The sequence below is a fragment of the Klebsiella ornithinolytica genome (assembly GCF_030505655.1).
In the GTDB taxonomy this organism is placed as follows: Bacteria; Pseudomonadota; Gammaproteobacteria; order Enterobacterales; family Enterobacteriaceae; genus Klebsiella; species Klebsiella ornithinolytica.
This window is the reverse complement of the sequence record NZ_CP130153.1, coordinates 4,121,411-4,147,069: the sequence shown is the minus strand read 5'-3', so window position 1 is coordinate 4,147,069 and position 25,659 is coordinate 4,121,411. Positions and strand designations below refer to the sequence as shown.

At 58.5% G+C, this 25,659-nt stretch carries 20 protein-coding genes; 11 read left to right on the top strand and 9 right to left on the bottom strand.

From position 1 onward, the window contains the following. Positions 1 to 74 precede the first annotated feature (74 nt). Together Q1L34_RS19750 and Q1L34_RS19745 are read right to left on the bottom strand one after the other, a co-directional pair. On the bottom strand, positions 75 to 1,808 hold the full coding sequence (locus Q1L34_RS19750; protein ID WP_327204251.1) for an arylsulfatase: 1,734 nt from the start codon (positions 1,806 to 1,808) through the stop codon (positions 75 to 77). A gap of 76 nt (positions 1,809 to 1,884) precedes the next feature. Then, the gene (locus Q1L34_RS19745) at positions 1,885 to 3,072 is read right to left on the bottom strand and encodes an anaerobic sulfatase maturase (protein ID WP_327204250.1); all 1,188 of its coding nucleotides are present in this window, start codon (positions 3,070 to 3,072) and stop codon (positions 1,885 to 1,887) included. Between the two features lie 478 nt (positions 3,073 to 3,550). Between Q1L34_RS19745 and Q1L34_RS19740 the strand changes: the two genes are divergently transcribed. From Q1L34_RS19740 to Q1L34_RS19730, 3 genes are all read left to right on the top strand, one after another. Then, the gene (locus tag Q1L34_RS19740; protein WP_004859096.1) at positions 3,551 to 4,234 is read left to right on the top strand and encodes a helix-turn-helix transcriptional regulator; all 684 of its coding nucleotides are present in this window, start codon (positions 3,551 to 3,553) and stop codon (positions 4,232 to 4,234) included. A gap of 117 nt (positions 4,235 to 4,351) precedes the next feature. Further along, complete coding sequence (locus tag Q1L34_RS19735; RefSeq protein ID WP_004859100.1) at positions 4,352 to 5,542, top strand: MFS transporter; 1,191 nt, start codon at positions 4,352 to 4,354, stop codon at positions 5,540 to 5,542. Position 5,543: 1 nt separating this feature from the next. After that, complete coding sequence (locus tag Q1L34_RS19730; protein WP_032716820.1) at positions 5,544 to 6,659, top strand: class II histone deacetylase; 1,116 nt, start codon at positions 5,544 to 5,546, stop codon at positions 6,657 to 6,659. 75 nt (positions 6,660 to 6,734) lie between these two features. On the opposite strand, the gene Q1L34_RS19725 is transcribed toward Q1L34_RS19730, so the two are convergent. The 4 genes from Q1L34_RS19725 to Q1L34_RS19710 all read right to left on the bottom strand — a co-directional run bounded on the left by Q1L34_RS19725 (position 6,735) and on the right by Q1L34_RS19710 (position 10,641). Then, positions 6,735 to 7,292, bottom strand: a complete 558-nt coding sequence (locus Q1L34_RS19725) for a DUF3156 family protein (RefSeq protein WP_064359664.1) — start codon at positions 7,290 to 7,292, stop codon at positions 6,735 to 6,737. Further along, complete coding sequence (locus Q1L34_RS19720) at positions 7,270 to 8,769, bottom strand: APC family permease (RefSeq protein WP_004859112.1); 1,500 nt, start codon at positions 8,767 to 8,769, stop codon at positions 7,270 to 7,272. The genes Q1L34_RS19725 and Q1L34_RS19720 overlap by 23 nt, the downstream gene beginning before the upstream one ends. Positions 8,770 to 8,960: 191 nt before the next feature. Further along, the gene (locus tag Q1L34_RS19715; protein WP_004859114.1) at positions 8,961 to 9,326 is read right to left on the bottom strand and encodes a cupin domain-containing protein; all 366 of its coding nucleotides are present in this window, start codon (positions 9,324 to 9,326) and stop codon (positions 8,961 to 8,963) included. A gap of 13 nt (positions 9,327 to 9,339) precedes the next feature. Next, positions 9,340 to 10,641 carry an NAD(P)/FAD-dependent oxidoreductase gene (locus Q1L34_RS19710; protein WP_004859120.1) on the bottom strand — a complete coding sequence of 434 codons (1,302 nt, stop codon included), beginning with the start codon at positions 10,639 to 10,641 and terminating at the stop codon, positions 9,340 to 9,342. 150 nt (positions 10,642 to 10,791) lie between these two features. Here Q1L34_RS19710 and Q1L34_RS19705 point away from each other — a divergent pair, with 150 nt between their 5' ends. The 7 genes from Q1L34_RS19705 (at position 10,792) to Q1L34_RS19675 (ending at position 21,149) form a co-directional block, all read left to right on the top strand. Beyond that, positions 10,792 to 12,285: an aldehyde dehydrogenase family protein gene (locus Q1L34_RS19705; RefSeq protein WP_160873196.1), complete on the top strand. Its 1,494-nt coding sequence runs from the start codon at positions 10,792 to 10,794 to the stop codon at positions 12,283 to 12,285. 402 nt (positions 12,286 to 12,687) lie between these two features. Next, positions 12,688 to 13,770, top strand: coding sequence for a YncE family protein (locus Q1L34_RS19700; RefSeq protein WP_032724208.1), 1,083 nt, complete (start codon positions 12,688 to 12,690; stop codon positions 13,768 to 13,770). Positions 13,771 to 13,827: 57 nt separating this feature from the next. Then, positions 13,828 to 16,023, top strand: a complete 2,196-nt coding sequence (locus Q1L34_RS19695; RefSeq protein WP_048022968.1) for a TonB-dependent receptor — start codon at positions 13,828 to 13,830, stop codon at positions 16,021 to 16,023. A 163-nt stretch (positions 16,024 to 16,186) separates the two neighbouring features. Beyond that, positions 16,187 to 17,563 carry a phenylalanine transporter gene (pheP, locus tag Q1L34_RS19690; RefSeq protein WP_004859136.1) on the top strand — a complete coding sequence of 459 codons (1,377 nt, stop codon included), beginning with the start codon at positions 16,187 to 16,189 and terminating at the stop codon, positions 17,561 to 17,563. Between the two features lie 188 nt (positions 17,564 to 17,751). Next, positions 17,752 to 18,957: an MFS transporter gene (locus tag Q1L34_RS19685; protein WP_162268840.1), complete on the top strand. Its 1,206-nt coding sequence runs from the start codon at positions 17,752 to 17,754 to the stop codon at positions 18,955 to 18,957. Between the two features lie 15 nt (positions 18,958 to 18,972). Beyond that, a complete protein-coding gene (locus tag Q1L34_RS19680; protein ID WP_004859143.1) occupies positions 18,973 to 20,001 on the top strand; it encodes a sugar phosphate isomerase/epimerase family protein in 1,029 nt (342 codons plus the stop codon). Further along, positions 19,998 to 21,149: a Gfo/Idh/MocA family protein gene (locus Q1L34_RS19675; RefSeq protein ID WP_004859146.1), complete on the top strand. Its 1,152-nt coding sequence runs from the start codon at positions 19,998 to 20,000 to the stop codon at positions 21,147 to 21,149. Before Q1L34_RS19680 ends, Q1L34_RS19675 begins: the two co-directional genes overlap by 4 nt. A gap of 38 nt (positions 21,150 to 21,187) precedes the next feature. Here the strand turns inward: Q1L34_RS19675 and Q1L34_RS19670 are convergent, their stop codons facing one another. Next, positions 21,188 to 21,604, bottom strand: coding sequence for an Exc2 family lipoprotein (locus Q1L34_RS19670; protein WP_327204249.1), 417 nt, complete (start codon positions 21,602 to 21,604; stop codon positions 21,188 to 21,190). A 243-nt stretch (positions 21,605 to 21,847) separates the two neighbouring features. Here Q1L34_RS19670 and Q1L34_RS19665 point away from each other — a divergent pair, with 243 nt between their 5' ends. Further along, the gene (locus tag Q1L34_RS19665; protein ID WP_004859153.1) at positions 21,848 to 22,828 is read left to right on the top strand and encodes a LacI family DNA-binding transcriptional regulator; all 981 of its coding nucleotides are present in this window, start codon (positions 21,848 to 21,850) and stop codon (positions 22,826 to 22,828) included. A 9-nt stretch (positions 22,829 to 22,837) separates the two neighbouring features. Here the strand turns inward: Q1L34_RS19665 and Q1L34_RS19660 are convergent, their stop codons facing one another. Continuing rightward, positions 22,838 to 24,082, bottom strand: a complete 1,245-nt coding sequence (locus tag Q1L34_RS19660) for a mechanosensitive ion channel family protein (protein ID WP_004859156.1) — start codon at positions 24,080 to 24,082, stop codon at positions 22,838 to 22,840. Between the two features lie 77 nt (positions 24,083 to 24,159). Beyond that, positions 24,160 to 25,587 (bottom strand): MFS transporter, encoded by a 1,428-nt coding sequence (locus tag Q1L34_RS19655; protein ID WP_069476153.1) that lies wholly within the window; start codon positions 25,585 to 25,587, stop codon positions 24,160 to 24,162. Between the last annotated feature and the right edge of the window lie 72 nt (positions 25,588 to 25,659).

The following is a 25,659-nucleotide window of genomic DNA, read 5'->3' as shown; positions in this document are numbered from 1 at the left end:
CAACACGCCTGCTTTGTACCTTAGAAAGGGGATATGCTCCCGGCTATCGCCCGAAAGAACGATCGCCGGATGAATCAATCGTGCTGCGGCGCCGGTATCGCCTGTGGCGCCGCAACGGGTTTCATGGTCTGAGGATCCACCGCGAGGTAGCGACCGGTTTTCGCGTCGATGCCGACATAGTCGATGGCTTTGCCGTCGGCGTGAACCACCATGGTGCGACCGGCAAACGCCGCGTAATCCTGACTCATGGTCTGCACCCGCTGCGGATATTGTGCGGCGACATCATGGGTTTCCAGCGGGTCCTGCTTAAGATTGAACAGCCCCCACGGCGCGTCGCCCGCCTGCGGGAAGGTTTTTACCAGCCGCCGCAGCTTCCAGTCACCGTCAATCCAGGCCGCCTGGTTATGCAGCTCGACGCCGTAGCGGGAGCGCGGCGGCTGTAAGCTTTCGCCGGTCAGATAGCGTTTAAAGCTGACGCCGACCATCGGCAGGACCGGTTTTTTCGCCAGCGCTTTCGTGGCATCGATACCGGCGAACTCATAGAGGGTGGGCGCGACGTCATACACCGCCATGGTGGTGGCGTCGATTTTGCCGCTATGGACAATCCCGGGCCCGGCAATCATAAAGTCGGTATTGATGCCGCCCTGGCCGCTGGTGGTTTTGTGGTAGCGCGCGTAAGGGGCGTTGCTGACGTTCGCCCAGTGCGGGCCATAGGAGACGAACGAACCTTTGCGGCCAATATTCTCGTAGCGATTGTCGAACTGCTTCCAGAATGCGGGTTCTGATTCGTAGTAAAAGCCTTCTGCCGGGTTAGCGCCGTTATCGGTTAAAAAGATCAGCAGCGTATTTTTATCCCGCCCGGTTTGCTTCAGCGTTTCCATCACCGTACCGATCTGTGCATCCATGTTGGCAATCATCGCGGCGTATACCTGCATCACTTTCGCGGTGTATTTTTGCTGCTCCGGCGTCAGTGCCGCCCACTCTTTATCGAGATCCAGCCCAGGAAGCGGCGTGTCGTCATGGAGAATACCTGACGCCTTCAGACGGGCAATTCGCTGGCGATAAACTTCGCCATAGCCCTGCTCGTACTGACCTTTAAAACGGGAAATCCATTCATCCGGCGCCTGCAGCGGGTCGTGGGGGGCGGTAAAGGCCAGCCAGGCAAAAACCGGCTGTTCCGACGGCGTTTCTTTGATCCACTGGTTCATCTGGGCGGCGTAGGCCTCGCTGGAGTAAAAGTCGGCGGGGAGCGAAACCCGCTGGCCGTCGCGGGTGTAGTAGGTGTGGAAGGCTTCGACGGTACCCAGCGGTATCGCATCGTCAAAATGGCTGGTGCCGCCGCCCATAAAGGCGAACGAGTGGCGAAAGCCCCGATCGTTTGGCGTGGCGCCGGGTACAAAGCCGAGGTGCCATTTCCCGGTCATCAGCGTGTTATAGCCGGCATCTTTAAATCGTTCGGCCATGGTAGTGACGCGATCGGTGAGGCGCAGTTCATACCCCTCTTTGCCAAGGGTGCTGTCATACCACCACATTCCGCCCATGCCGGCCTGATGGTTAGTATTCCCGGTCAACAGCATCGAACGGGCAGGGGCTGACATCGGCGAGGTGTAGTACTGGCTCATGCGCACGCCCTGTTCGGCCATCGCCTGCAGGTTAGGCGTCGGGATTTCACCGCCGAAGGGGCTGATATCGGAATACCCCATATCGTCGGCGATAATCACGATGATGTTGGGGCGCTCGGTTTGCGCGCTGTGCGCTGCGCCGGAGAGGATCATGCTCAGCGCGGCGGCCACTGTTTTTTTCTTCACTACCGGGTCTCCTGTTCAGGATCGGGGATTCATCGCGCCCGAAGATGAAGGCGGCGCGACCATGGAAAAATGTCGGTTAGCGCGTCGCCCGACTGTCGATAAAGCGGGCGCGCCAGGCGCGCAGGCCGTTCAGATCGCGGGAGTAGGGGCGCAGCGGAGCAAGAATTTCGCTAAAAAAATGGAAGTAGCCGGCGCACAGCCGGTTGTAGCCGGCGTCGTTAAGATGGGCCGGACAGCCGCCCTGGCAGACTATTTTTACCGCGCACTGCTGACACTCCCGGCGTCGGCTTTTTTCGCTGCCGAAGGGCAGGCGGGTCGTGCTCTCCACCGCCTGAGCCAGCGGGCGGTCGTCGAGCTGGCCAAGATGATGCCGGTCGTTAATCAGGTGATCGCAGGCGTAGAGCCGGCCGTCGGGCTCCATCACCAGGTTGCTGCCGCAGCGAGCGGCATGGACGCAGGTGGCGCTGGTATGGCTAAAATATTGCCCCCACGCCTGCTCAATATTCATCACAAAAACCCGCCCGATATCGTCGCGCTTACGCCACTGGCGCCAGATAGCGACCATAAAGCGCCCCCAGTTATCGGCGCTGAGCCGGTAGCCCTGCGCCAGGGCATCGCCTTCGCTCATCAGCGGCTGAAACTGCAGGTAGCGGGCGCCAAGACTGACAATATGGTCGTAAATGGAGGCCGCGTGCCGGGTCATCTCGTCGTGGACCACCACCAGTAAATTAAATTCCACCTGATGCCGGTGCAGCAGAGCGATGCCGCGCAGCGCCGCCGGGTAGCTGGCCTGGCCGCGTTTATCCGGACGATGGTGGTTTTGCAGTGTTTCACTGCCTTCCAGACTGACGCCGACCGTGAAGTGATGTTCCCGGAACAGGCGGCACCACGCATCGTTGATGAGCGTGGCGTTGGTTTGCAGGCTGTTGCTGATGGTGACGCCCGCGGGGGCATAGCGCTGCTGCAGCGCCAGCGCCTTCTGATAAAACCGCAGTCCGGCCAGCAGCGGTTCGCCGCCTTGCCAGACGAAATTAATCTCCCGGGCCCCGGCCGGTTGGGCGGCAATATAGCGGCGGATAAACGACTCCAGCGTCGCATCGTCCATTTTCCGCACCGGGGTATCGCCCTGTGGGTAATAACAGTAACGGCAGGCAAGGTTGCAGGCCGGACCAATGGGTTTGATCAAAAGATGAAAGGGCACCGTTGCCCGAGGCTCCATAGCCAGCGGAATTTGCTGCTGGCGTAGTGCGGCGATATTCAGCATCGTTTTGATCCTGTCCGGTTAAGTTATTTTATTTGCCATTCTGGCGCGGGGCAGCACTCCGTCTCCGGTTAATTTTTTCGGCCTGCGGTCCTGTTTGGGCAGCAGAAAAACCTACGCTTCCCTGCAGAGTTAAGCGCCTGATGAAAATGACCTGAGTGTTATTTATCAGGTATAGAGGAGTCGTTGAAAAAGACTATCGTTCTAAAGGACGAGTTCGGCGCTGAAAAGCGTGAGAATGTGAAGCGCGCGGCGCCAGGGGATAAAGTTAATAACTTTTGTTTATGTTTTAATATTAGGTCGATAACACAACGCTATGCGCAATAATAATGTTTTAAATAACAGTGTCTTAAATAAAATTTTGCAACCAATATCACATTGTTAATATGTTAATGATTGTGTTACTTAAATGTGAAATGTATGCTTCTTGTATCGTTGGTCATCCGCGTTTAACGCACTTTCACCTCGACGGGAGGGGATCATGTCTGCTTTATTAAAAGCCAGTCGTAATGATGCGATAATTGCCCGTTGTTTACAGACTATTTCACAGTTAATTCCACTGTCGTCGGCGGTGTTTTATCGGGTCAATCATCGTTTAAAACCAGAACACTATATTTTGCATAATATTTCTGCGAATACGCACCAGCAATATCTGGAGTGTTTTCAGCCGTTAGATCCGCTGCTGCCGTCCCGCTTTAGCCATCAGGCAATTACCATGGCGGCGATGACGCCAGGCCTCTGTGACCGTAACCGTCATTACTATCATGAGTTTATGTTGCCGAATAATGTTCGCGACATGACCGAAGTGTTTATTCGCCGCGACCGACGGATTATTGCCGGTATCTCCTTAATGCGCGACGTCGCTTTCTCCAGCGAAGAGCGTCTGCGCGCCCAGGCGGTGCTGCCGCTGGTGGAGCTGGCCATCCACGATTGTCTCCAGGAAGAGGAAGACCTGCCGGCGATGCTGACGGCGAAAGAGCGTGAAATTGTTGGCATGGTCCGCGAAGGGGCCAGTAATAAGTTGATTGCCCGTCAGCTGGATATTTCTCTCTCCACGGTGAAGACCCACCTACGCAATATTTTTGCCAAGACCGAAGTGGTCAATCGTACCGAGCTCGTTTCCCGAACCTGGATGCCATCCGCTCAGCGCACGCTGCATCTGTAATCTGACTCATCGCATCCCGCGCGCGCCGCCGACCGCGGCGTTTTCCTGATGCCTGACGGTATCACTCCCTGGACTGCTGCCCGGGGGGAGACTTTTTTGACTGGAGCACGCACCACGATGTCGAGTACGCCTGTTGCCGAAAAGCTTTTATCCCAGCCGTCCGGGCTGGTTTTCACCGCCCGCCTGCTGGCGGCCATCGTCATTTTCGCTGCCGTTGCGCCGGGGATTCTGATGACCGCGCCAGCGGTCGCGGCGCAGTTGGCCAGCGAATGGCAGCTGACGCCGGCAGAGATTGGCTATCTTTTCTCCGCCGAACTCGGCGCCATGAGCCTTGCGACGCTGCCCGCATGGTGGTGGATGAGTCGTCTGAACTGGCGCCGCGTGGCCCTGTGCGCCTGCGCGGTGTTTCTCGTCGCCAATCTTGTCTCGGCGGCGGTCAGTCAATACGAAACGCTGCTGATCGCCCGCTTCATCGCCTCGCTGGCGGGGGGCACCCTGATGATCCTGTGTATCAGCTGTGCGGCCGGGACGGCCAATCCTTCCCGGGTGTATGCCTTCTGGGTGCTGGGACAACTGCTGCTGGGAATGGTGGGACTGCTGGTGTTACCCGCCCTGTTTGCCAGCTTTGGCCTGAAGGTGGTGTATCTGATCCTCGCCGCTATCATGCTCTGCTGTCTGCCGCTGGTCCCGGCCTTTCCTCAGCGCTTTCAGCCGATGTCGGCCTCTTCCCGCCAGCCGCCCGCGGCCGCACCGCGACGTAAGCTGTGCGCGGTGCTGGCGATCCTCACGTTTTATATCAGCCTCAGCGCGGTGTGGACTTTTATCGGCACCATCGGCAGCGCGGCGGGATTGACCGCGGCGCAAATTGGCATGGTGCTGGCGGCTGCGACGGTGTGCGGCATTATCGGCGCGGGCGGCGCCGCTCTGCGCGGCACGCGGCGCCCGGACCGGATACCGGTCTGGCTGGGCTACGGCCTGCTGATTCTCAGCATTGTGCTGCTGGTCAGTCATCCGCTGCTGATGCGCTTCGCGCTGGCCGCGCTGCTGTTCAAATTCACCTGGACCTTTGTTCTGCCTTTTATTCTCGCGCGCGTTGCCGGGCTGGATAACAACGGTCGCCTGATGAACAGCATCAATCTGGTGATTGGCGGCGGAATGGCGGCCGGTCCGGCGCTGGCCGGGGCGCTGCTACAACGTTTTTCCAGCGCCGATGCGCTGCTTGCGGCGGCAGGCGGCTGCGCGCTGATCTCAGCAGGATTAATTCTGGCGGCATCGTCCGCCGGGAAGAGTGAGCCAACGGGAGGATAGAGTGAAAAGAAAAACCGGTTTCTTCTTTGATGAACGTTGTTTCTGGCACAGTACCGGCCTGCATGCGGTGACGCTACCGGTCGGCGGCTGGGTACAACCTCCGGCAGGGGGCGGCCATGCGGAATCGCCGGAGACCAAGCGTCGGATGAAAAACCTGATGGATGTCGCGGGGCTGACTGCGCAGCTTCAGCTACGCGGCGGCGCGGCCGCCGGCGAGGAGGATCTGCGCCGCATTCACCCGGCACATTATCTGGAGCGCTTTAAGGCGATCAGCGATAGCGGCGGCGGTCTGCTGGGCAAAGAGGCGCCGCTGGGGCCGGGCAGCTATGAAATTGCCTGCCTTTCTGCCGGGCTGGCCTGTGCCGCGGTTGAGGCGGTGCTGAGCGGCGAGCTGGATAATGCCTACTCTCTGTCGCGGCCGCCGGGCCACCACTGCCTGCCGGATCAATCGATGGGCTTCTGTTTTCTTGCCAACATTCCCATTGCCGTGGAGCGGGCGAAGGCGCGGTTCGGGCTGGGTAAAGTGGCGATCCTCGACTGGGATGTGCACCACGGCAACGGTACGCAACATATCTACCTGCATCGTGACGATGTGCTGACAATCTCGCTGCACCAGGACGGCTGTTTCCCACCGGGCTATGCCGGAGAGGAAGATCGCGGCACCGGTGCCGGCGAAGGTTACAACATTAACGTTCCGCTGATGGCCGGCGCAGGGGACGACGGCTGGCGCTATGCGCTGGAAACGATCGTGCTGCCGGCGCTGGCGCGTTTTGAACCGGATCTGATTATCGTCGCCTGCGGTTACGATGCCAACGCTATGGATCCGCTGGCGCGAATGCTGCTCCACAGCGATAGTTTCCGCGCCATGACCGAACGGGTGCAGGAGGCGGCCGATCGTCTGTGCGGCGGTAAGCTGGTGATGGTGCATGAAGGGGGCTATGCCGAATCCTATGTACCGTTCTGCGGGCTGGCGGTGATGGAGGCGTTGAGCGGCGTGAAAACCGAGGTTGAGGATCCGCTGCTGGCGTTTATTCAGCAACAGCAACCGCGCGAGGCCTTTACCCGCTTTCAGCGCCAGGCGATTGACGAACTGGCGCACCGGTTTGGGCTGAAGTAATCTCCTTTCGCTTCTCCGCCAGGAAGGCGGAGAAGCGCTCTCCTGTGTGAGACTACTTTTCACTTCTCTTTGATGTCACTTCTCTGTCGCCGTTTGCGCCATCCACTGACCGATCGCCTGATGCAGCATATTCATAACGCTCAGCAGCAGCATCCGCTGATGTTTTTCGAGACGCAGATAGCGGCGCAGCGGCGGCATTTTGCAGACCACTTCGCTGGCGGCCCACGGCTCAATGCAGCAGCGCCAGCGCTGATTATCAATGGTTAAGGAGAAACGGCGGTAATCCAGTTCGCTTAATGTCTGCTGTAAACGCGGAAAACGGTTGAGGTAACGGGCGAGATCGGCGGCCGGTTTTGCCGCCCGGAAGGTCACCGGCTGGCGTTTAAGCCAGCCGGATTGATGGGCGCGAATGCTACCCTGAGCGGGCCGGGTGACCGGCCCCTCGACGACAAATTCGCAGCTGTGAATGCTGGCCATAAACAGCCTTTTCTGGCGAACGCTGAAGGTGACGTCGGTGGTAGCGTTCAGGTGCAGCACCGCACTGCGCTCGCTGAGCTTTTCGCTGTTCCAGCCGGCCAGGTCGCGCTGCACCGCATTCATCAGCGGGGTACTAAACGAGGGGACGGAGGGCATCTGGCGTCATCTCCCCTTGGTTCTGTTTCTCATAGTTGCCAATCGCGCGTTCCACCACCTCTTCAACCGGTACCGGACGGAACGGGTTGACCCGCTGGACGCACACCGTCCAGAAGAGGGCATAGGCGGCGGTCAGGCCGAGCATGATGCCAAATGGCACCAGCACTTCGCGGCTGTCCATCCCCGGCGGGGTGATATTGATGATGGCGATAATAATCCCGACGCTGGAGATAATTTGCGGCAGCGGGAACCACGGCGAGCGGTAGGCGCGAGGCAGATCCGGACGACGAATACGCAGCAGTACCACCGAAAGGGTCACCAGCAGATAGGCGACGCCCCAGGCGCAGACGGCGGCGAGGATCAGCGGCACGATACGATCGATATTGCCGTTCAGATACCAGGCGTGCAGGCAGGGTATCGCCACGCCAATGGCAATGGCGATAACCGGCGTCTTGAAGCGGGGATGCAGCCAGGTCAGGAAGCGCGGGAGCGCGCCATCCAGCGCCATGCCGTAGATAATCCGCGGTACGGCGGCCATCAGAGTATTAATGGTCGCGCAGCCCGCCAGCAGCAGGCCGACGCCCAGCCAGTACTGTCCCGCGTGGCCCATCACCCGTTCGGCGAAGGCCGGAATAGCCATCGGCGTATCCAGCAGGTGGACGTTGTTCGCCGCGTCCAGTACCACGTTCTCGACCTGACGGTTAATGGCCGCACCATAGATAAACATGCAGCTTGCGACGCCCAGCAGGCCGAGCGCCATCGCGCGAGGAATGGTGCGGTGCGCGTGTTTAATTTCCGGGGCCATGGGGGTCACCAGTTCACAGCCGACGAACATAAACATCGCCATGCCGATATAGCCGAACAGACCTGAGAGATCGCTGACATCAAGCGGCGTGCCGAACCAGCCGGAGAGATGGGTCACCGGCGCCATAAAAATTCCGCACAGGCCGAAAATGGTCAGCGTGCTCCACATCCCGAAGGTCAGTACGACTTCGACCTTTCCGAAGATCTCGACGCCAATGGCGTTCAGCAGGCCGAACACCACCACCATCCCGACGCCGACCATCCAGGTATTCTGATGGGCGGCCATCTGGCTGCTGATGGACTCAAAGTTCACCAGCGCCATCACCCCGGCCAGAATTGTTTCCGCGGTGCCGGCAAAAATATGCACGATCAGATAGGCGCACAGCGCGCCGGTAATGGCGAAAAAACGCCCCATCCCGCAGGCGATATAGTCATATACCGAGCCGGTCGTGGGGATTAGCGTCGCCGCTTCGGCAAAGGTGGTGACCTGCGCCTGCATCATGATAAACGCCAGTAGTACCGCCAGCGCGAAGGTATCGCCGCCCATCCCAAAACCGCTGGTCACGGTCAGGATCACCGGGCTGGCCATAATCAGTCCGACGGAGCTGGCGAGGGTAGTAGGAAAGCCGACGACGCCGCGTTCGAGATGGCTGGCGAGTCTTTTACTGAACATAGTCAACCTCTGCACAAGATAGGTAAGGGCAGGGAGTGGCTGGAAGTGAATAGCCATTCCGGATAGTCATAATTTAGGTTGGCATCCGGCTCAATGAATATCGTCCTGAAGGTGGAGAACGGCGGTTGAATCTGTGACCCAGTGCATGAATACAATCCCCGCCGCCGGGCACCGGGGATTGTCTGCGTTGGTTAGCGGCTTTCGACGTTCGCCAGGTAGTGTTTGACGAAGCGCGGGGTGAGGATTTTCCACTCCACTTCGGTGCCCTGCTTCACGAACCAGCTGTCGCCCGGGGCGAAGCGCTGCGGCTTGCCGCCAGAGACGGTCAGCTCAACTTCGCCTTCCAGCACGGTGGCGTGTTCGGTAAACGGATAGGTCATGGTGAAACTCCCCTGAGTGGACGAAAACAGACCGCAGGTAAAGGCGTCCTGTGGTTCGCCGTAAACCATAGCGCCCGCCACCTGCGGATCGCCTTCGGTTGGCGTTGCGCCCAGCAGGCTGACGCTGCCGATAGGCTGCAGTTCAGGAACCGGTTGATCGAGTTTAAATGCTTGCATGATGTTCTCCTGGTTAACTCCGGCCTTTCCAGTAACCGGCGGTTTGATGCATGAGTTTTCCGGCGGTGACCAGCAGCAGACGCAGGCTGTCACGACCGTGGATTGTGGCGTGAGGAATACTGCTCATCAGGCGGTAACGATCTGAGCCGCCGTTAATTCCTTCGGCGAGAATTTTGCACACGATATGCGAGGGGGTGACGCCAAACCCGGAATAACCCTGAACGTAGAAAACGTTATTGTGCTCGCGCAGGGTGCCAATTTGCGGGAACAGGTTCGCGCTACAGGCCATCGGGCCGCCCCAGGCGAAGTCGATTTTGACATCCTTAAGATAGGGGAACACTTCCGCCAGCAGCGTACGATTCCAGGCGGCAAAATCGTTCGGCGTATATTCAAGGTAGCGCGTGGCGCTGCCGAACAGCAGGCGGTTTTCCCGCGTAATTCGGTAGTAGTTGATGACCGGGCGAATGTCGCTGAAGGCGCCGCGTAGCGGGCTGATGCGTTCGATCAGCTCATCGGAAAGGGGTTCCGTTGAGACCTGATAAGAGTAGGTCACCAGCGTCTTGTTATAGATTTCCGGCTCCAGATTATTGAGGAAGCTGTCGCAGGCCCACAGCAGTTTAGCCGCCTTCACGCTGCCCATCGCCGTGCGAACCCGCACCTCTTTGCCGTAATTCACCTCTACGACCGGAGAGGATTCGAAAATTTTCACCCCTAATGAATGCGCCGCTTTTGCCGAGCCCAGCAGCATATTCAGGGAGTGGATCTGCCCGCCGCCCATATGCTTGAGCGCGCCGCAGTAGACGTCGGAGCCCACAATTTGCTGCACATCGCTGCCGGTATAGAGCGCGATATCCTCATCCGGAGTGGCGGCCTTAAACTCTTTTTCCCACTGGCGCAGGGTCTTCAGCTGACGCTGGTTATAGGCCAGATAGCCGTAACCCGGAACAAAGTCGGCATCGATATTGTATTTCTTAATCCGTTCGCGAATGATTCCTGCACCAAGGTTCGAGATTTTAAACAGCGTCTCCAGCCCCTCTTTACCCACATGTTTTTTCACCGCTTCGATGTCGTGACCAATGCCGGCCATGACCTGGCCGCCGTTGCGGCCGGTGCCGCCGTAGCCTAAATGACGGGCTTCGAGTACGACCACGTTGGTGATGCCCTGTTCTGCCAGCTCCAGCGCAGTGTTGATACCGGAAAAGCCGCCGCCGATGATCACCACGTCGGCGTCAATATCATCCTGCAGCGCCGGAAAATGCAGCTGATATTTTTTGGTGGCGCCGTAGTAGTTCAGCGCATCGATTTTGATATTCATAGCGTTACCCTGTCTGTCTCGCCTGGCTAAGACCTCCATCACAGCATGGCGGCGGGGCGCTGAATATCGTCCGAAAGAATGACGTTCTTTAGAACGATAGGCAGTCTGTTTCTGGCGTGATGTGATGAGGAACATTTCCTGAAAAAACGGATGCCACCGATGAGCGACGTGACCTTACTTGCTGAAGTAGCAGCTTTTTTACGCCAACCGCACGGGCAGTTTATTGCCGGAGAGGCTTTGCCCGGCAACGGACCGACGCTGGCGGTGATAAACCCCGCCACTGGCAAAGCGATTGCCGGGGTAACGTCGGCGGATGTCGGGCAGGCGGATCGGGCGATGGCCAGCGCCAGCCAGGCCTTTGACTCCTGGCGTGCGATGCCGACCCTGCAGCGCGGCACGCTGCTGCTCAGGCTGGCCGATCTGCTGGCCAGCCATCGTGAGGAGCTGGCGCAGCTGGAGAGCCTGTGCTCCGGTAAAACCATCGGCCTGGCGCGAATGCTTGAGCTGGATCAGTCGGTGGCGTTCCTGCGCTACTTTGCCGGCTGGGCAGGCAAGGTCACCGGCGAAACGCTGGATGTCTCGCTCCCGTCCATGGCGGGAGAGCAGTACACGGCCTTTACTCGTCGTCAGCCGGTTGGCGTAGTGGTAGGGATCGTGCCGTGGAACTTTTCGATAATGATCGCTATCTGGAAGCTGGCGGCGGCGCTGGTGTGCGGCTGCACCATCGTGATGAAGCCGAGCGAGTATACGCCGCTGACGCTGCTGCGGGTTGCGGAGCTGGCGAAAGAGGCGGGGATCCCGGACGGGGTGATTAACGTGGTGAACGGCGCGGGCGGTGAAATCGCCCAGCGCTTGATCGCCCACCCGGCCTGCGCCAAGGTCAGCTTCACCGGTTCGGTGGCGACCGGCGAGAAAGTTCAGCATGCGGCGATCGGCGCCGGAAAACGCGTCACCCTCGAACTGGGGGGCAAAAACGCCGCGCTGTTTCTCGACGATCTCACCCCCGAGGCGATGGCGGACGGCATTATCGAAGCAGGTTATCTGAACCAGGGGCAAATCTGCGCTGCCGCCGAGCGGTTTTATCTGCCGCAGGGCAAGCTGGATGCGGTGCTGGAAATACTGAAGCAGCGCCTGTCTGCGCTGCGTCCCGGCTCACCGCTGGATGAACAGACGCTGATGGGGCCGCTGGCTAATCGGGTGCAGTTTGAGAAGGTGCTGCAGCTGATTGAAAAAGCGCGGGAAGAGGGCGACACCATTGTCTGCGGCGGTGAAGCGCTGCCCGGCGACGGCTATTTTGTCTTACCGACGGCGGTGAAGGTCCGGAGCGAAAACAGCACGCTGATGCAGGAAGAGACTTTCGGTCCGGTGTGCAGTTTTATCGGCTACCAAAGCGAAGAGGAGGCGCTGTCCCGGATTAACGCTTCGCCGTTTGGCCTGGCCGCCAGCGTCTGGTCGGAGAACATCCGCAAGGCGCTGCGCTATTCCGACGCGATTAACGCCGGAATTGTCTGGGTGAATATGCACACCTTTCTCGATCCGGCGGTGCCGTTTGGCGGCATGAAAGGGTCGGGGATTGGCCGCGAGTTCGGCAGCGCCTTTATCGATGATTACACCGAACTCAAATCGGTGATGGTACGCTATTAGTCCGGCGCCATCGGCCGCTATAGTGCTGAAGCGATCGTATATCGGGCCGTGCGATTTGTCGGATGTGGCCCGTATTTTCCCTTACCCCGTACGGTCAGCGCGCGGGGTCTGTCGTTTTCTCCCGCTCGTGAGAGCCGCTCCCCCCATAAGAACGCCTTGTTTTCAGCAGATTATCGCTTTTGCGCGGGTCGGTTGTGATTAGGCTTGCACGCTATAAGATAATGAGTATAGTTCTCATTCTTCTTTTTGTTTGCAGGCTAAGAATGGACTAACCTGCGCCAGTGAGCCGCTCACAAGGAAACAGCGAAGGCGTAGGGTGGGGTTCAGTCTTGCTATGCCGGAACAACATAATATCGGCGAAGAGCTACCACCGGTTTATTGATTTTGTTAAGGATTTCAATGATGAAATACACCATTCCGGTATTAGCTCTGGTCATTTCTGCCGTCTTAAGCGGCTGCGCCACACCCCCTTCCACTAAGGTAACCCCGCCGGTCGCCGAGAAAAACGCCGTTACCGTCATACAGCCGCTCAAACGTCAACTGGCCGAGGGGCTGTACGAAATGGCGCTCAGCCCACGGGGCGATGCGCTGTACGTGGCCAGCGCCGAAGGTTTTAAAGACGTGCAGGGCGGGGCGGTCTATAAGCTCGACCCGAAAACGCTGAAGACCATCGGCCTGAGCTACACCGACCTGAAAAACTTTGCCGTCCAGATAACGCCGGATGGCAAAACGCTGTTCGTCACCAACTCGCTTGACGGCGGCATCAGCGCCATTGACACCGCCACCGGCAAAGTCAAAAAGCGCCTGCTGTTTAGCGAGCGCAACGAGAAGGGGCTGCCGTACGGCGCGCGCCAGATCCTGCTGCTGAATAATACCCTCTACGTGGGTGCCGTTGCCGATCCGGCGCAAATCTGGGTGGTTGATGCCAATACGCTGAAGCTGAAAGCGCGGATTAAAAATACCGGCAAATGGATGACCGGCCTGCACTATTCCGCGCAAACCGGACGTCTGTATGCAGCCAACGGCGGCGGGGAAATCCTCGTAATCAACCCGCGCAATAACCGCATTGAACAGCGCTGGAAGCCGCTGGGCGACAAGCCGGCGCTGCTGCTGAATATCGCCGAAGACAGCGAGACCGGCCGCCTGTTCGTCACCGATAACTCAAAAGCGAAAACCACTCTGGTGCTGGATATTCACAGCGGCAAGGTGATTAAGCAGCTCGACCTGGGCGACTCGCTGGCGGTGCTGTTCAACCCGAAACGCAATGAGATTTATATCTCCCAGCGCGAGTCCGGCAAGGTTATCAGCCTCGATGGCACTACCTATGCGCTGAAAAAACAGTGGGATATCCCCGTGAATCCAAACAGCCTGTTGCTTGATGCCGAGGGGCAGACGCTGTTTGTGACCGTTAAACAACCGTTCAACAAAGATCACTCCACCAAAGGTCCGGACAGCGTTGTCCGCATCGACCTGAACGCGCAATAAAAAATTCTGGCCCGGCAGCGGGCCATTTGTTCCATTTATCTTCATCACGGACTCATTATGCACATCACGTCTTCCCCATTCCCGCTGCGCAAAACGCTGCTGGCGTTAACCATTGGCGCCATTACCCAGAGCGCTGTAGCTGCAGACAACACCGCGGATAGCAACAAAAACGAAGAGGTTATGCTCGTTCAGGCGACCGAAGGCAGCGATTTTAAAGCCGGCGGCGACCTGGTGGTACCGGCCTTCCTTGACGGACAAATTGCCCACGGCGGCCGTATCGGTATGCTTGGCGAACAAAAGGCGATGGATGTGCCGTTTAGCGTTATCGGCTATACCTCGAAACTGATTCAGGACCAGCAGGCGCAAACTATCGCCGAGGTGATCGGTAATGACGCCGGCGTACAGGCGGTGCAGGGCTACGGTAACTTTGCCGAAACCTATCGCATTCGCGGGTTTAAGCTGGATGGCGATGATATGACCATGGGCGGCCTGGCGGGCGTGGTGCCGCGTCAGGTGATGGATACCCAGATGCTGGAGCGCGTTGAAGTCTTCAAAGGGGCTAACGGTCTGCTCAATGGCGTCGCCAGCAGCGGCGTCGGCGGGATGATCAACCTCGAACCGAAACGTGCGGATGATGTGCCGACCACCCGCGTTGGCGTGGACTATACCGCTGATTCTCAGGTCGGCGGCAGCCTCGACCTTGGCCGTCGCTTTGGCGAAGATAATCAGTTTGGCGCCCGGGTGAACCTGGTTCACCGCGAAGGTGAGGGCGCGGTTGATAATGACCGGCGCCGCACGACGCTGGGGTCACTGGGGCTGGATTATCGCGGCGACCGTTTGCGCTCCTCTCTTGATTTCGGCTATCAGAAAAAGACGTTCCATGGCGGAACGATGGGGATCAATATCAGCGGCGTCGATTTTGTTCCTGCGCTGCCGGATAACAGCAAAAACTACAGCCAGAAGTGGGGCTATAGCGATATAGAAAGCGAATTCGGTATGGCCAAAGCCGAGTATGACCTGACCAACAGCTGGACGTTGTACAGCGCCCTCGGCGGCCAGCACTCGCATGAAACCGGCACCTATAGCGCGCCGAAGCTGGTTAACGACAACGGCGATGCTACCGTCGGGCGTCTGGATACCAACCGCATCATCGACTCGATCAGCGGAATGGGCGGTGTACGGGGTAATTTCAACACCGGGGTTATCTCTCATCAGGTCAACGTCGGCTATGCCGCCCAGGTCAGAACCGATGCCACCGCCTGGCGTATGTCGGCGAAAAACCCGACCACCAATATCTATGACAACCATGATGTGGCGATGCCGGATAACGCCTATTTTGGCGGCAACTACTTCGACCCGCTCACCACGTCACGCAGCCGTACCCAGGGCTGGCTGCTGAGCGACACGCTAGGCTTCTTTGATAACAGCCTGCTGCTCACCGCCGCCGCGCGTCATCAGAAAGTGGTGGTGCGTAACTACAGCAACAAAACCGGTCTGGAAGATACGTCTTCCCGCTATACCCAGAGCCGCTGGACGCCGACGGTGGGTCTGGTCTACAAGCCGTGGGAGACGCTGTCGCTGTACGCCAACCACACCGAGGCGCTGCAGCCGGGGAGCGTGGCGCCAAATACCGCGACAAATGCCGGGCAGAGCACCGGGATCGCTCATTCGAAACAGGATGAGGTTGGGGTAAAAATTGATTATGGCACCCTGGGGGGATCGCTGGCGCTGTTTGAAATTAAAAAGCCTAACGCTATCTCCGATGCTAACGGCTACTACGGTCTGGATGGCGAGCAGCGTAACCGCGGCGTCGAACTGAACATCTTCGGCGAACCGACGCTAGGCCTGCGCCTGAACGGCAGCGTTCAGTGGCTGGATCCGGAGCAAACCAAAACGGCGAAGGGTATCAACGATGGTAAAGATGCCATCGGCGTTTCTCGCTTCTACGCGGTGTTAGGCGCGGAGTATGACATCAAGCCGGTTGACGGGCTGACGGCCACCGCACGGGTGAACCACACCGGTTCACAGTATGCCGACGCGGCGAACAGCAAAAAACTCGACAGCTATACGACCCTCGATTTGGGCGTGCGCTACCGTCTGGCGCTGAACCAGAATCAAAACCAGATGGTCCTGCGTGCCGGGGTGGATAATGTGACCAATGAGAACTACTGGTCAGGTATTGATGATACCGGCACCTATCTGTTCCAGGGCCAGCCACGTACCGTTAAAGTATCGATGAGCTACGATTTCTGATCCTAACATTCGGGGCGGGACAACGCCGCTCGCCCCTTCTGTGTATCCCTTTTCCGCCGTTCGTCACCATCCCTTGCCGCGCAATCAACGCATCTGCAACTTGAAGTCGGGCGAGCAGAAGTGTTAAAAGGTGCCCCTTCATAAAAACTCACAGGGGAAAGACGTGAAAGACGCGTCAACGCAGTCAGATGCCACAGCGGAGAGCGGCCCGACGCTTCATCGCGGTTTACAGAACCGACATATTCAGCTCATTGCCCTCGGCGGCGCTATCGGTACCGGCCTGTTTCTCGGTATCGGACCGGCGATTCAGATGGCCGGGCCGGCCGTCCTGATCGGCTATGCCGTCGCCGGGATCGTCGCTTTTCTGATCATGCGCCAGCTTGGCGAAATGGTGGTCGAAGAGCCCGTATCCGGCTCCTTTGCCCACTTCGCGTATAAATACTGGGGCCCGTTTGCCGGTTTTCTCTCCGGCTGGAACTACTGGGTGATGTTTGTGCTGGTGGGGATGGCTGAGCTCACCGCCGCCGGCATCTATATGCAGTACTGGCTTCCGGATGTGCCGACCTGGGTCTGGGCGGCGGCCTTCTTTGTCATCATCAATGCCGTTAACCTCGTTAACGTTCGCCTGTATGGCGAGGCGGAATTCTGGTTTGCCTTAATTAAAGTGCTGGCGATTATCGGCATGATTGGCTTTGGCCTGTGGATGTTGTTTGGCGGCCACGGCGGCAGCAAAGCCGGATTTGACAACCTGTGGCGCCACGGCGGTTTCTTCGCCACCGGCTGGCATGGCCTGGTGATGTCTCTGGCGGTGATTATGTTCTCTTTCGGCGGCCTGGAGCTGATTGGTATTACCGCCGCCGAAGCGCAAAATCCGGAAAAGAGCATTCCGAAGGCGGTAAACCAGGTGGTGTACCGTATTCTGCTGTTTTATATCGGTTCGCTGGTGGTGCTGCTGGCGCTCTATCCGTGGGTGGAAATCAAGTCCGACAGCAGCCCGTTTGTGATGATTTTTCATAATCTTGACAGTAACGTGGTAGCTTCTGCACTTAACTTCGTCATTCTGGTGGCATCGCTGTCGGTCTACAACAGCGGCGTTTACTCCAACAGCCGCATGCTGTTCGGTCTGTCGGTACAGGGCAATGCGCCGAAGTTTCTGGCCCGCGTCAGCAAACGCGGCGTGCCGGTCAATTCGCTGATCCTCTCCGGGGTGATTACCTCGCTGGTGGTGCTGCTGAACTATCTGCTGCCGCAGAAAGCGCTGGGTCTGCTGATGGCGCTGGTAGTGGCAACGCTGCTGCTGAACTGGATCATGATCTGCATGGCGCACCTGAAGTTCCGCGCGGCCCAGCGTCGAAAAGGGCGGGAGCCGAAGTTCAAAGCGCTGCTGGCACCGGGCGGCAACTACCTCTGTATTGCCTTCCTTGCGCTGATTCTGGTGCTGATGTGCACCATCGACGGGATGCGCCTGTCGGCCATTCTGCTGCCGGTATGGATCCTGTTCCTGTTTATCGTCTTTAAGCTGCTGCGCCGTCCGGCGTAATGCCTCCTTGCCCCGGCCTTCGCCGGGGCGTTCTGCCTTTTATTGTGATCGTCTTCGCGCTTAGCGTAATTAGCGCAGGATCTTCTTTTTGTAATCGATTACTTTTTATTTCGTGACGTTTTGTAATCGATTACTTTTTGAGGGCGGACAAAATGGTATCAACGACGGAAGGACGTGAAAGCGTTGGCGTGCAGCACCGGTTTCTGGTGCCGCGCCTGGCGTTAATGATGTTTATGCAGTTCTTTATCTGGGGAAGCTGGTCGGTGACCCTGGGGCTGGTGATGACGCGCTACGATATGGCGCTGCTGATTGGCGATGCGTTCTCTGCCGGGCCTATTGCCTCGATTTTGTCGCCGTTTGTGCTGGGGATGCTGGTCGATCGCTTCTTTGCTTCGCAGAAAGTGATGGCGGTGATGCACCTGGCGGGAGCCGCGATCCTGTGGTTCGTCCCCCAGGCGCTGGTCGCGCACAATGGCGCGCTGCTTATCGGCCTGCTGTTTGGCTATACGTTGTGCTATATGCCGACGCTGGCGCTGACCAACAATATCGCTTTCCACAGCCTGAATAATGTTGATAAAACCTTCCCGGTGGTGCGCGTCTTTGGCACCATCGGCTGGATTATTGCCGGGATTTGTATTGGCGTGAGCGGAATTTCCGATACCACGGCTATCTTTAATCTGGCGGCGCTGTGTTCGGTCTTACTGGCCCTCTACAGCCTGACTTTGCCGCATACGCCGGCAGCGGCGAAAGGCATTCCGCTGAAGTTTCGCGACCTGCTCTGCGCCGATGCGTTTGCGCTGCTCAAGACGCGCCATTTCTTTATTTTCTCGCTCTGCGCCACGCTGATCTCGATTCCGCTGGGGACCTACTATGCCTACACCGCCTCCTGGCTGGCGGATGCCGGCGTGGCGGATGTCAGCACCGCGATGTCATTTGGGCAGATGTCGGAAATCGCGTTTATGCTGGTGATCCCGCTGCTGTTTCGCCGTCTCGGGGTCAAGTACATGCTGCTGGTCGGGATGGTGGCGTGGTTTGTGCGCTATGCCTTCTTTGCCCTTGGAGTGAGCGAAGAGGGGCGCTTCCTGCTCTATCTCGGCATCCTGCTGCACGGCGTGTGCTACGACTTCTTTTTTGTCGTCGGCTTTATCTATACCGACCGCGTGGCGGGGGAGAAGGTCAAAGGCCAGGCGCAAAGCATGATCGTCATGTTTACCTACGGCATCGGGATGCTATTGGGATCGCAAATTTCCGGCGCGCTGTATAACCAGCTGGTGGCCGGGCAGACCGTACCGCAGGCGTGGGTCACCTTCTGGTGGATCCCGGCGGTGGCCGCGGCGGTTATCGCGCTGATTTTCCTTTTCTCTTTCCAGTATCGCGAGAAAGAGCAGTATTAACTATCAGGAGGGGGTATGAAAACGATGAAGGGACCGGGGATTTTTCTGGCGCAGTTTATCGGCGCGCAGGCGCCGTTTAACACCCTGGACGGGATCGCCGCCTGGGCCGCCGGACTGGGCTATCAGGCGCTACAGATCCCGTGTAATCATCCGGCTATTTTTGATGTTGAACGGGCGGCGATGAGCCAGACCTACTGCGATGAGATTCGCGGGCGACTGGCGGAACATGGTCTGACCATCAGCGAGCTCTCAACCCATCTGGAAGGGCAGCTGGTGGCGGTTCATCCGGCCTATGACGCGGCGTTCGACGCCTTTGCCCCCGCCGCGCTACGCGGAAATCCGCCGGCACGCCAGCAGTGGGCGGTGGAAAAAGTACGTCAGGCGGCGGTGGCTTCGGCGCGCTTAGGCCTGCAGGCCCATGCGACATTTTCCGGATCGCTGGCGTGGCCTCTGTTTTATCCCTGGCCGCCGCATAATCCGTCACGAATTGATGAGGCGTTTGATGAACTGGCGCGGCGCTGGCGTCCGCTCCTCGATCTATACGATGAGCAGGGGATCGATCTTTGCTATGAAATTCATCCGGGTGAGGATCTGCACGATGGCGTGACTTTTGAACGTTTCCTGCAGCGGGTAGATAACCATCCGCGCTGCAATATGCTCTACGATCCCAGCCATTTGCACCTCCAGCAGATGGACTACCTGGCGTATATCGATATCTACCATTCGCGGATCAAAGCCTTTCATGTCAAAGATGCCGAGTTTCGTCGCGACGGCCGCAGCGGCGTGTACGGCGGCTATCAGAACTGGCTGCAGCGGGCGGGGCGCTTTCGCTCGCCCGGGGATGGGCAAATTGATTTCAAGAGCATTTTCAGCAAGCTGACCGAGTACGACTTTGACGGCTGGGCGGTGCTGGAGTGGGAGTGCTGCCTGAAGGAGGCGGAGGCCGGCGCGCGCGAAGGCAGCGAATTTATCCGCCGCCATATTATTCCCGTCTCCGAACGGGCGTTTGATGATTTCGCCAGCGGTCGCGAGGGGCAAGCATGATTCAGGTTGGCATTGTTGGGACTGGATTTATTGGTCCGGCGCATATTGAAGCGCTGCGCCGGGTCGGGGACATCGAGGTGGTGGCGCTGTGCGACAGCAATCTGGCGCAGGCGCAGCAAAAAGCGCGGCAGCTGAATGTGGCTCATGCTTATGGTCAGGTTGAGGAACTCCTGGCACATCCCGGTTTACAGGTGGTACATAACTGCACGCCGAACCACCTGCACGCGAAGATTAACCGCCAGGCGTTGCACGCCGGGCTGCATCTGTTCTCGGAAAAACCGCTGTGCATGCTTCCGGATGAGGCGCGTGAACTGGTCACGCTGGCGGAGAAGGCGGGGGTGGTGCACGGCGTAAGCTTCGTCTATCGCCAGTTCGCGATGGTCCAGCAGGCCGCCAGCATGATGCGCGCCGGGCAGGTCGGACGGCTTTTTTCGGCGCACGGCAGCTATTTGCAGGACTGGATGGTGCAGCAAAGTGACTATAACTGGCGGGTGGAGTCGGCGCTGGGCGGCGCTTCGCGGGCGGTGGCGGATATCGGCTCCCACTGGTGCGACACGGTGCAGTTTATGACCGGCAGGCGCATCACCGAGGTGATGGCGGATCTTTCTATCGTCTGGCCGACGCGCCACGCGGCCGTTTCCGGCGAGTCCACCTTCAGCCAGACGGGGGAATCTCCGCGTTTTGAGGTGCGCGAGGTAGATACGGAAGATATGGGGTCCGTGCTGTTTCGCTTTGATGACGGCAGCAAAGGCTGTTTTACCGTTTCTCAGGTCAGCGCCGGAAGAAAGAACCGCCTGGCGGTTGAAATTAACGGCAGCCGCTGTTCGCTGGCGTGGGATCAGGAGCTTCCGCAGCGGCTGTGGATTGGCCAGCGCGCGCAGCCAAATCAGCTGCTCAGCGATGACCCGAGTCTGATGCAGGCGGACATCGCCGCCAGCGCCCACTTCCCCGGCGGGCATAATGAGGGGTGGCCGGACGCCTTCAAGAATATGATGTTGAGCTTCTATCAGGCGGTACGCGCCGGGACGATGCCGGCAGCCGACGAACGGCGTTTCGCCTCATTTTATGAAGGGGCGGATGTGATGTATATCGTTGACGCGATTTTGCAAAGCCATCGGCAGCAGCGCTGGGTCAGCGTCAGGCGATAGGCGGCAGGTTGTGCGCCACTCCGGTGGCGCGCAATGACTTATTTTACGCCGAGATACCCGTCCAGATAGGCGGCGGAAAGTTCGTTGCCGAACAGCACCGCGTCTTTATTCTCCATGTCATTATTCCAGCTATCGCTGGCATTGCCGGTGAAGGTGTGTTGTGACCGGGTACCCTTCATAACCTGCTGCTTAATGGAATCGGCATTGCGTCGGGCATCGCTTTCGCTGACGCCGGCGGTTCGGTCCTGTTTGCCGCGGTTATAGATCTCGGTGAAGGTCGGCAGATTTAAGCGGTAATTTTCCTGCCGGTTAACGGCAAAATTACCGCCGACAAAATCAGAACGATGGGCGACAAAATAGTACGCATGGCGCTCCGGCGATGATTTTGAGGCGGTGCAGCCGGTGAGGGCGGCGAGAGAACCGCCGAGGACAAGCAGTGCGACTTGAATTTTCATTGATGACATCATCCCTAACGTATTGATAGTAAGCTTTTATAATTATCGGCGCCCGAGCGCGGTGTTTATGTTACCTGAAAAATCATCGCGCTTAACGCGCAAGGATAATAGCCCTGATAATTAATAGTTTTCCATCACGATGCGTAGGGGCATCAGTGGGCTGGCGCGCGCCCCGCTGCACACCGACGGCCCGTTTATGGTAGCCTGCGCATTATTCCCCTTATCCCAGGAAGTGCCGCCTTTATGTCAATTCAGAAAATCGCCCGTCTGGCGGGTGTCTCAGTGGCAACCGTATCGCGGGTGCTGAATAACAGCGATACCGTTAAACCGAAGAACCGCGAACGCGTGCTGCAGGCGATTAAAGAGAGCAACTATCAGCCTAACCTGCTGGCCCGCCAGCTGCGGACGGCACGGAGCTATATGATTCTGGTGATGGTGTCGAATATTGCGAACCCGTTTTGTGCGGAAGTGGTGAAGGGCATTGAAGAGGAGGCGGAGAAGCACGGCTACCGTATTTTACTGTGTAATTCCGGGTCCGATCTGGCGCGCTCGACTTCCGGGCTGAGGCTGCTGTCGGGGAAAGTGGTCGACGGGATTATTACGATGAACGCGCTCTCCAGTCTGCCGGAACTGACGATGATGATCGGTGATGCGCCGTGGGTACAGTGCGCCGAGTATGCCGATGCCGGCAGTATCTCCTGCGTCGGCATTAACGACATCGATGCGGCGCAGGGGGCGGTATCGCGGCTGGCGGAGAGCGGTCATCGGCGCATTGCCCTGATTAACCACGATCTGAGCTATCGCTATGCCCGCCTGCGCGAGCGCGGCTATAAAAACGTACTGCATGTGCGTGAACTGGCCTGGCAGCAGGTGGCTTATGCCAGCGACCTCAGCGCCGCCGCCGGTAAAGCGGCAATGGAAACGCTGCTGGCCTCCAGAGAGCGGCCGGATGCGGTATTTGCCGTCGCCGACTCGCTGGCGGCGGGCGCCCTGCGGGCGATCGCCCAGGCCGGACTGCGGGTGCCGGACGATATTGCGGTCATGGGATTTGATGGTACGGAGCTGGCGGAGATGGTCTCGCCGCAGCTGACCACCGTGGAACAGCCGTCGCGCGACATTGGCCGTACGGCGGTGACCCTGCTGCTGAAGAAAATCGACAACCCGGAGGCCACCGCCGAACGGGTGATGATGGACTGGCGCATCATTGCCCGCGCCAGTGCCTGAGCCTTACCCTTACCCGTGATTTGCCGCAGCCAGCGAACGTATATCGTTGCCGGTCGGTGACTGGTGGATACGCAGCCCGAATTCGTCCACCACGGCGAAAATGTGGTCAAAAATATCCGCCTGGATACTTTCATATTCTGCCCATACCACGGTGCTGGTGAAGCAGTAGATCTCAATCGGCAGGCCGTTGGCGTCCGGCGCCAGCTGGCGCACCATCATCGTCATATCTTTGCGCAGCCGCGGGTGGTTGCGCAGATACTCCTGTAAATAGGCGCGGAAGGTGCCGATATTGGTCATCTTGCGCAGGTTCAGCACCGAATGGTCGGCGGCGTTTTGCTGGTTCCACTCGCTGATCTCCTGATGACGCGAGTCCATATAGGGCTTAAGCAGCCGGGCCTGAATTAAGCGCTGCTGCTCCCGCTCATCGAGAAAATGGATACTGGTGGTATCAATATTCAGGCTGCGCTTAATGCGGCGCCCGCCGGAGGCGGACATCCCGCTCCAGTTTTTAAAGGAGTCGGAGACCAGCGACCAGGTAGGAATCGTGGTGATGGTATTGTCCCAGTTACGGACTTTCACCGTGGTGAGGCCAATATCAATGACCGCGCCGTCGGCGCCGTATTTCGGCATTTCCAGCCAGTCACCGAGCTTCAGCATGTCGTTGGCGGAAAGCTGAATGCCGGCAACCAGACCCAGGATCGGGTCTTTAAATACCAGCATCAGTACCGCGGCCATGGCGCCGAGGCCGCTGATCAATATCGCCGGCGACTGGCCAATCAGTAATGAGATCACCAGGATGCCGATAATAATCGCGCTGACCAGCTTAATGCCCTGGAATATCCCCTTCAGCGGCAGCTGGGATGCGGTGGCGAATTTCTGCGATAAATTGAAGACCACATCGAGCAGTGAAAAGAAAGACAGCAGGGCATAGATCATGACCCACAGCTGGGCGCAGGTGGTCAATATATTGGCGGCTTCACTGCCTTTTTGCAGCCACAGCACCGCCTGCACATTGACGATAATCCCTTGCAGGGTAAAGGCCAGCCGGTGAAACAGTTTGTTCTGGGTGATGATTTGCAGCCACAAATGGCTGCTGGCCTGCGCGCGCTTTTCGAAGGCGCGCAGCACGCCTTTATGCAAAATAAAATGAACGACAATGGCGGTCAGTAAAATAATGCCGAAGATAATAATGAGTGAAGTGGTGGGGGTAATTTCGATGCCTAAGGCGGCAATTTGTGAGATTAATTCCTGCATAACGTCTCCTGTACATCCAGCGGTAATGATGACCGCTGGATGTACATTATGCAAATCAGGCGTCATGCAATGATGGATTATGAGGCGGTAGCCACCGGACGAATATTGAGATGATGGCGCAGCCGCAGGGCAATCGCGCCTAAGAGCAGCATCATTGCCACCTCCACGGCCAGGAAATCGATCAGCGCCTGCGGATAGGTGCCGCCGCCGCGTTGAGCGAGGGTTAAAAACAGCGAGCCGAGAATTGCCGGACCTAATCCCAGCGTCGCCTGCTGCAGGGTGCTGAGAATGGCGCTCCCGGCACCGGCATCGCTGGCGCTGATATCGCGCATGCCAATGCGATAAAAACTGTTAACGATCAGCGCCTGGCCGTAGCCGATAAGCGCGGTAGAGGGCACCATCGCCAGCGACGAGGTGTGAGCGCCGAAGTGACCGAAGGTCGCCATCAGCAGCAGCAGACCGGCTATCTGCACTACCAGCCCAATCAGCAGAATACGTCCCATGCTGAAGCGGGCAATCAGCTTCGGCGCGTACAGCGCAGAGAGGAAATAGGCCACGCCGAGGGCGATAAAGCTGTTGCCTGACTGCCATGGCGCCATGCCGAGACCGGCCTGCATGGTCAGCGCCATGCAGAACATAAAGCCGGACCAGGCGCTGAAGAACAGCAGGGCGATAGCCATGCCAAAGCGAATGCTGGTGAGTTTCAGCAGACGGGGCGGCAGCAGCGGCTGTTCGCCGCGCTGCTGCTTACGCAACGCGCTGGCCCGCATCCAGATCAGCAGCGGCAGCACGGCCACCAGCAAAAGCTGGAGCGTCCACGGCCAGTGAAGTTCCGGCCCCAGCGCCATCGGAAACAGCAGACAGCAGAGGATCAGCGCCAGGCTGAAGGTGCCCTGCCAGTCGATAGCCGAATGGGCTTCGCGGCGGGTTTCCGGGACATAGCGGGGGCTAAACGCCAGCACCAGCAGGCAGATCGGGACATTGATAAAGAACGCGTTGCGCCAGCCCAGGCCGGCGATATCCGCCGAGACCAGCCAGCCGCCGCCCATCTGCCCGACGATAAAAGCAATCCCACCAATCCCGCCATACAGACTGATCGCGCGCGCATGGGCGCTGCCTTTCAACGTCACATGCAGGGTGGTGAGGATTTGCGGCACAATCAGCGCCGCGCCCGCGCCTTGCAGCGTGCGGGCCGCCAGCAGCCCGCCGATGGAGTTGGCCATGCCGCACAGCAAAGAGGCGAGGCCAAAAAGCGCGACCCCCCACATAAACAGACGGCGGCGGCCGTAGTTATCGCCCAGTTTGCTGCCCATCGCCAGGCACACCGCAAAAGAGACGCCGTAGAGCGCGACGATCAGCTCCAGCTGGGTGGCGCTGGCATCCAGTGAATGGGTAATAGAGTCCAGCGCCACGTTGGTAATTGAGGTGTCGATCAGCGGCAGCATCTGGCCGGTCAACAGAAGCAGTAACCCGGCGCGGCCGGGTGAAACAGCAGACGAATTCATCGGATCTCTCCATTGCGTCATTCAGCGGATGGCCGTAGCATTACCGATAAATTAAACGGGTACCAGTTCCTG

What these genes read in the sequence shown, in the direction of transcription:
- Q1L34_RS19705 (WP_160873196.1), top strand. Translation starts at nt 10,792, where the DNA reads ATGCCACCGATGAGCGACGTGACCTTACTTGCTGAAGTAGCAGCTTTT.
- Q1L34_RS19680 (WP_004859143.1), top strand. Translation starts at nt 18,973, where the DNA reads ATGAAAACGATGAAGGGACCGGGGATTTTTCTGGCGCAGTTTATCGGC.
- Q1L34_RS19720 (WP_004859112.1), bottom strand. Translation starts at nt 8,769, where the DNA reads ATGTTCAGTAAAAGACTCGCCAGCCATCTCGAACGCGGCGTCGTCGGC.
- Q1L34_RS19710 (WP_004859120.1), bottom strand. Translation starts at nt 10,641, where the DNA reads ATGAATATCAAAATCGATGCGCTGAACTACTACGGCGCCACCAAAAAA.
- Q1L34_RS19715 (WP_004859114.1), bottom strand. Translation starts at nt 9,326, where the DNA reads ATGCAAGCATTTAAACTCGATCAACCGGTTCCTGAACTGCAGCCTATC.
- Q1L34_RS19670 (WP_327204249.1), bottom strand. Translation starts at nt 21,604, where the DNA reads ATGAAAATTCAAGTCGCACTGCTTGTCCTCGGCGGTTCTCTCGCCGCC.
- Q1L34_RS19725 (WP_064359664.1), bottom strand. Translation starts at nt 7,292, where the DNA reads ATGCCCTCCGTCCCCTCGTTTAGTACCCCGCTGATGAATGCGGTGCAG.
- Q1L34_RS19665 (WP_004859153.1), top strand. Translation starts at nt 21,848, where the DNA reads ATGTCAATTCAGAAAATCGCCCGTCTGGCGGGTGTCTCAGTGGCAACC.
- Q1L34_RS19695 (WP_048022968.1), top strand. Translation starts at nt 13,828, where the DNA reads ATGCACATCACGTCTTCCCCATTCCCGCTGCGCAAAACGCTGCTGGCG.
- Q1L34_RS19740 (WP_004859096.1), top strand. Translation starts at nt 3,551, where the DNA reads ATGTCTGCTTTATTAAAAGCCAGTCGTAATGATGCGATAATTGCCCGT.
- Q1L34_RS19735 (WP_004859100.1), top strand. Translation starts at nt 4,352, where the DNA reads ATGTCGAGTACGCCTGTTGCCGAAAAGCTTTTATCCCAGCCGTCCGGG.
- Q1L34_RS19745 (WP_327204250.1), bottom strand. Translation starts at nt 3,072, where the DNA reads ATGCTGAATATCGCCGCACTACGCCAGCAGCAAATTCCGCTGGCTATG.
- Q1L34_RS19700 (WP_032724208.1), top strand. Translation starts at nt 12,688, where the DNA reads ATGAAATACACCATTCCGGTATTAGCTCTGGTCATTTCTGCCGTCTTA.
- Q1L34_RS19675 (WP_004859146.1), top strand. Translation starts at nt 19,998, where the DNA reads ATGATTCAGGTTGGCATTGTTGGGACTGGATTTATTGGTCCGGCGCAT.
- Q1L34_RS19655 (WP_069476153.1), bottom strand. Translation starts at nt 25,587, where the DNA reads ATGAATTCGTCTGCTGTTTCACCCGGCCGCGCCGGGTTACTGCTTCTG.
- Q1L34_RS19660 (WP_004859156.1), bottom strand. Translation starts at nt 24,082, where the DNA reads ATGCAGGAATTAATCTCACAAATTGCCGCCTTAGGCATCGAAATTACC.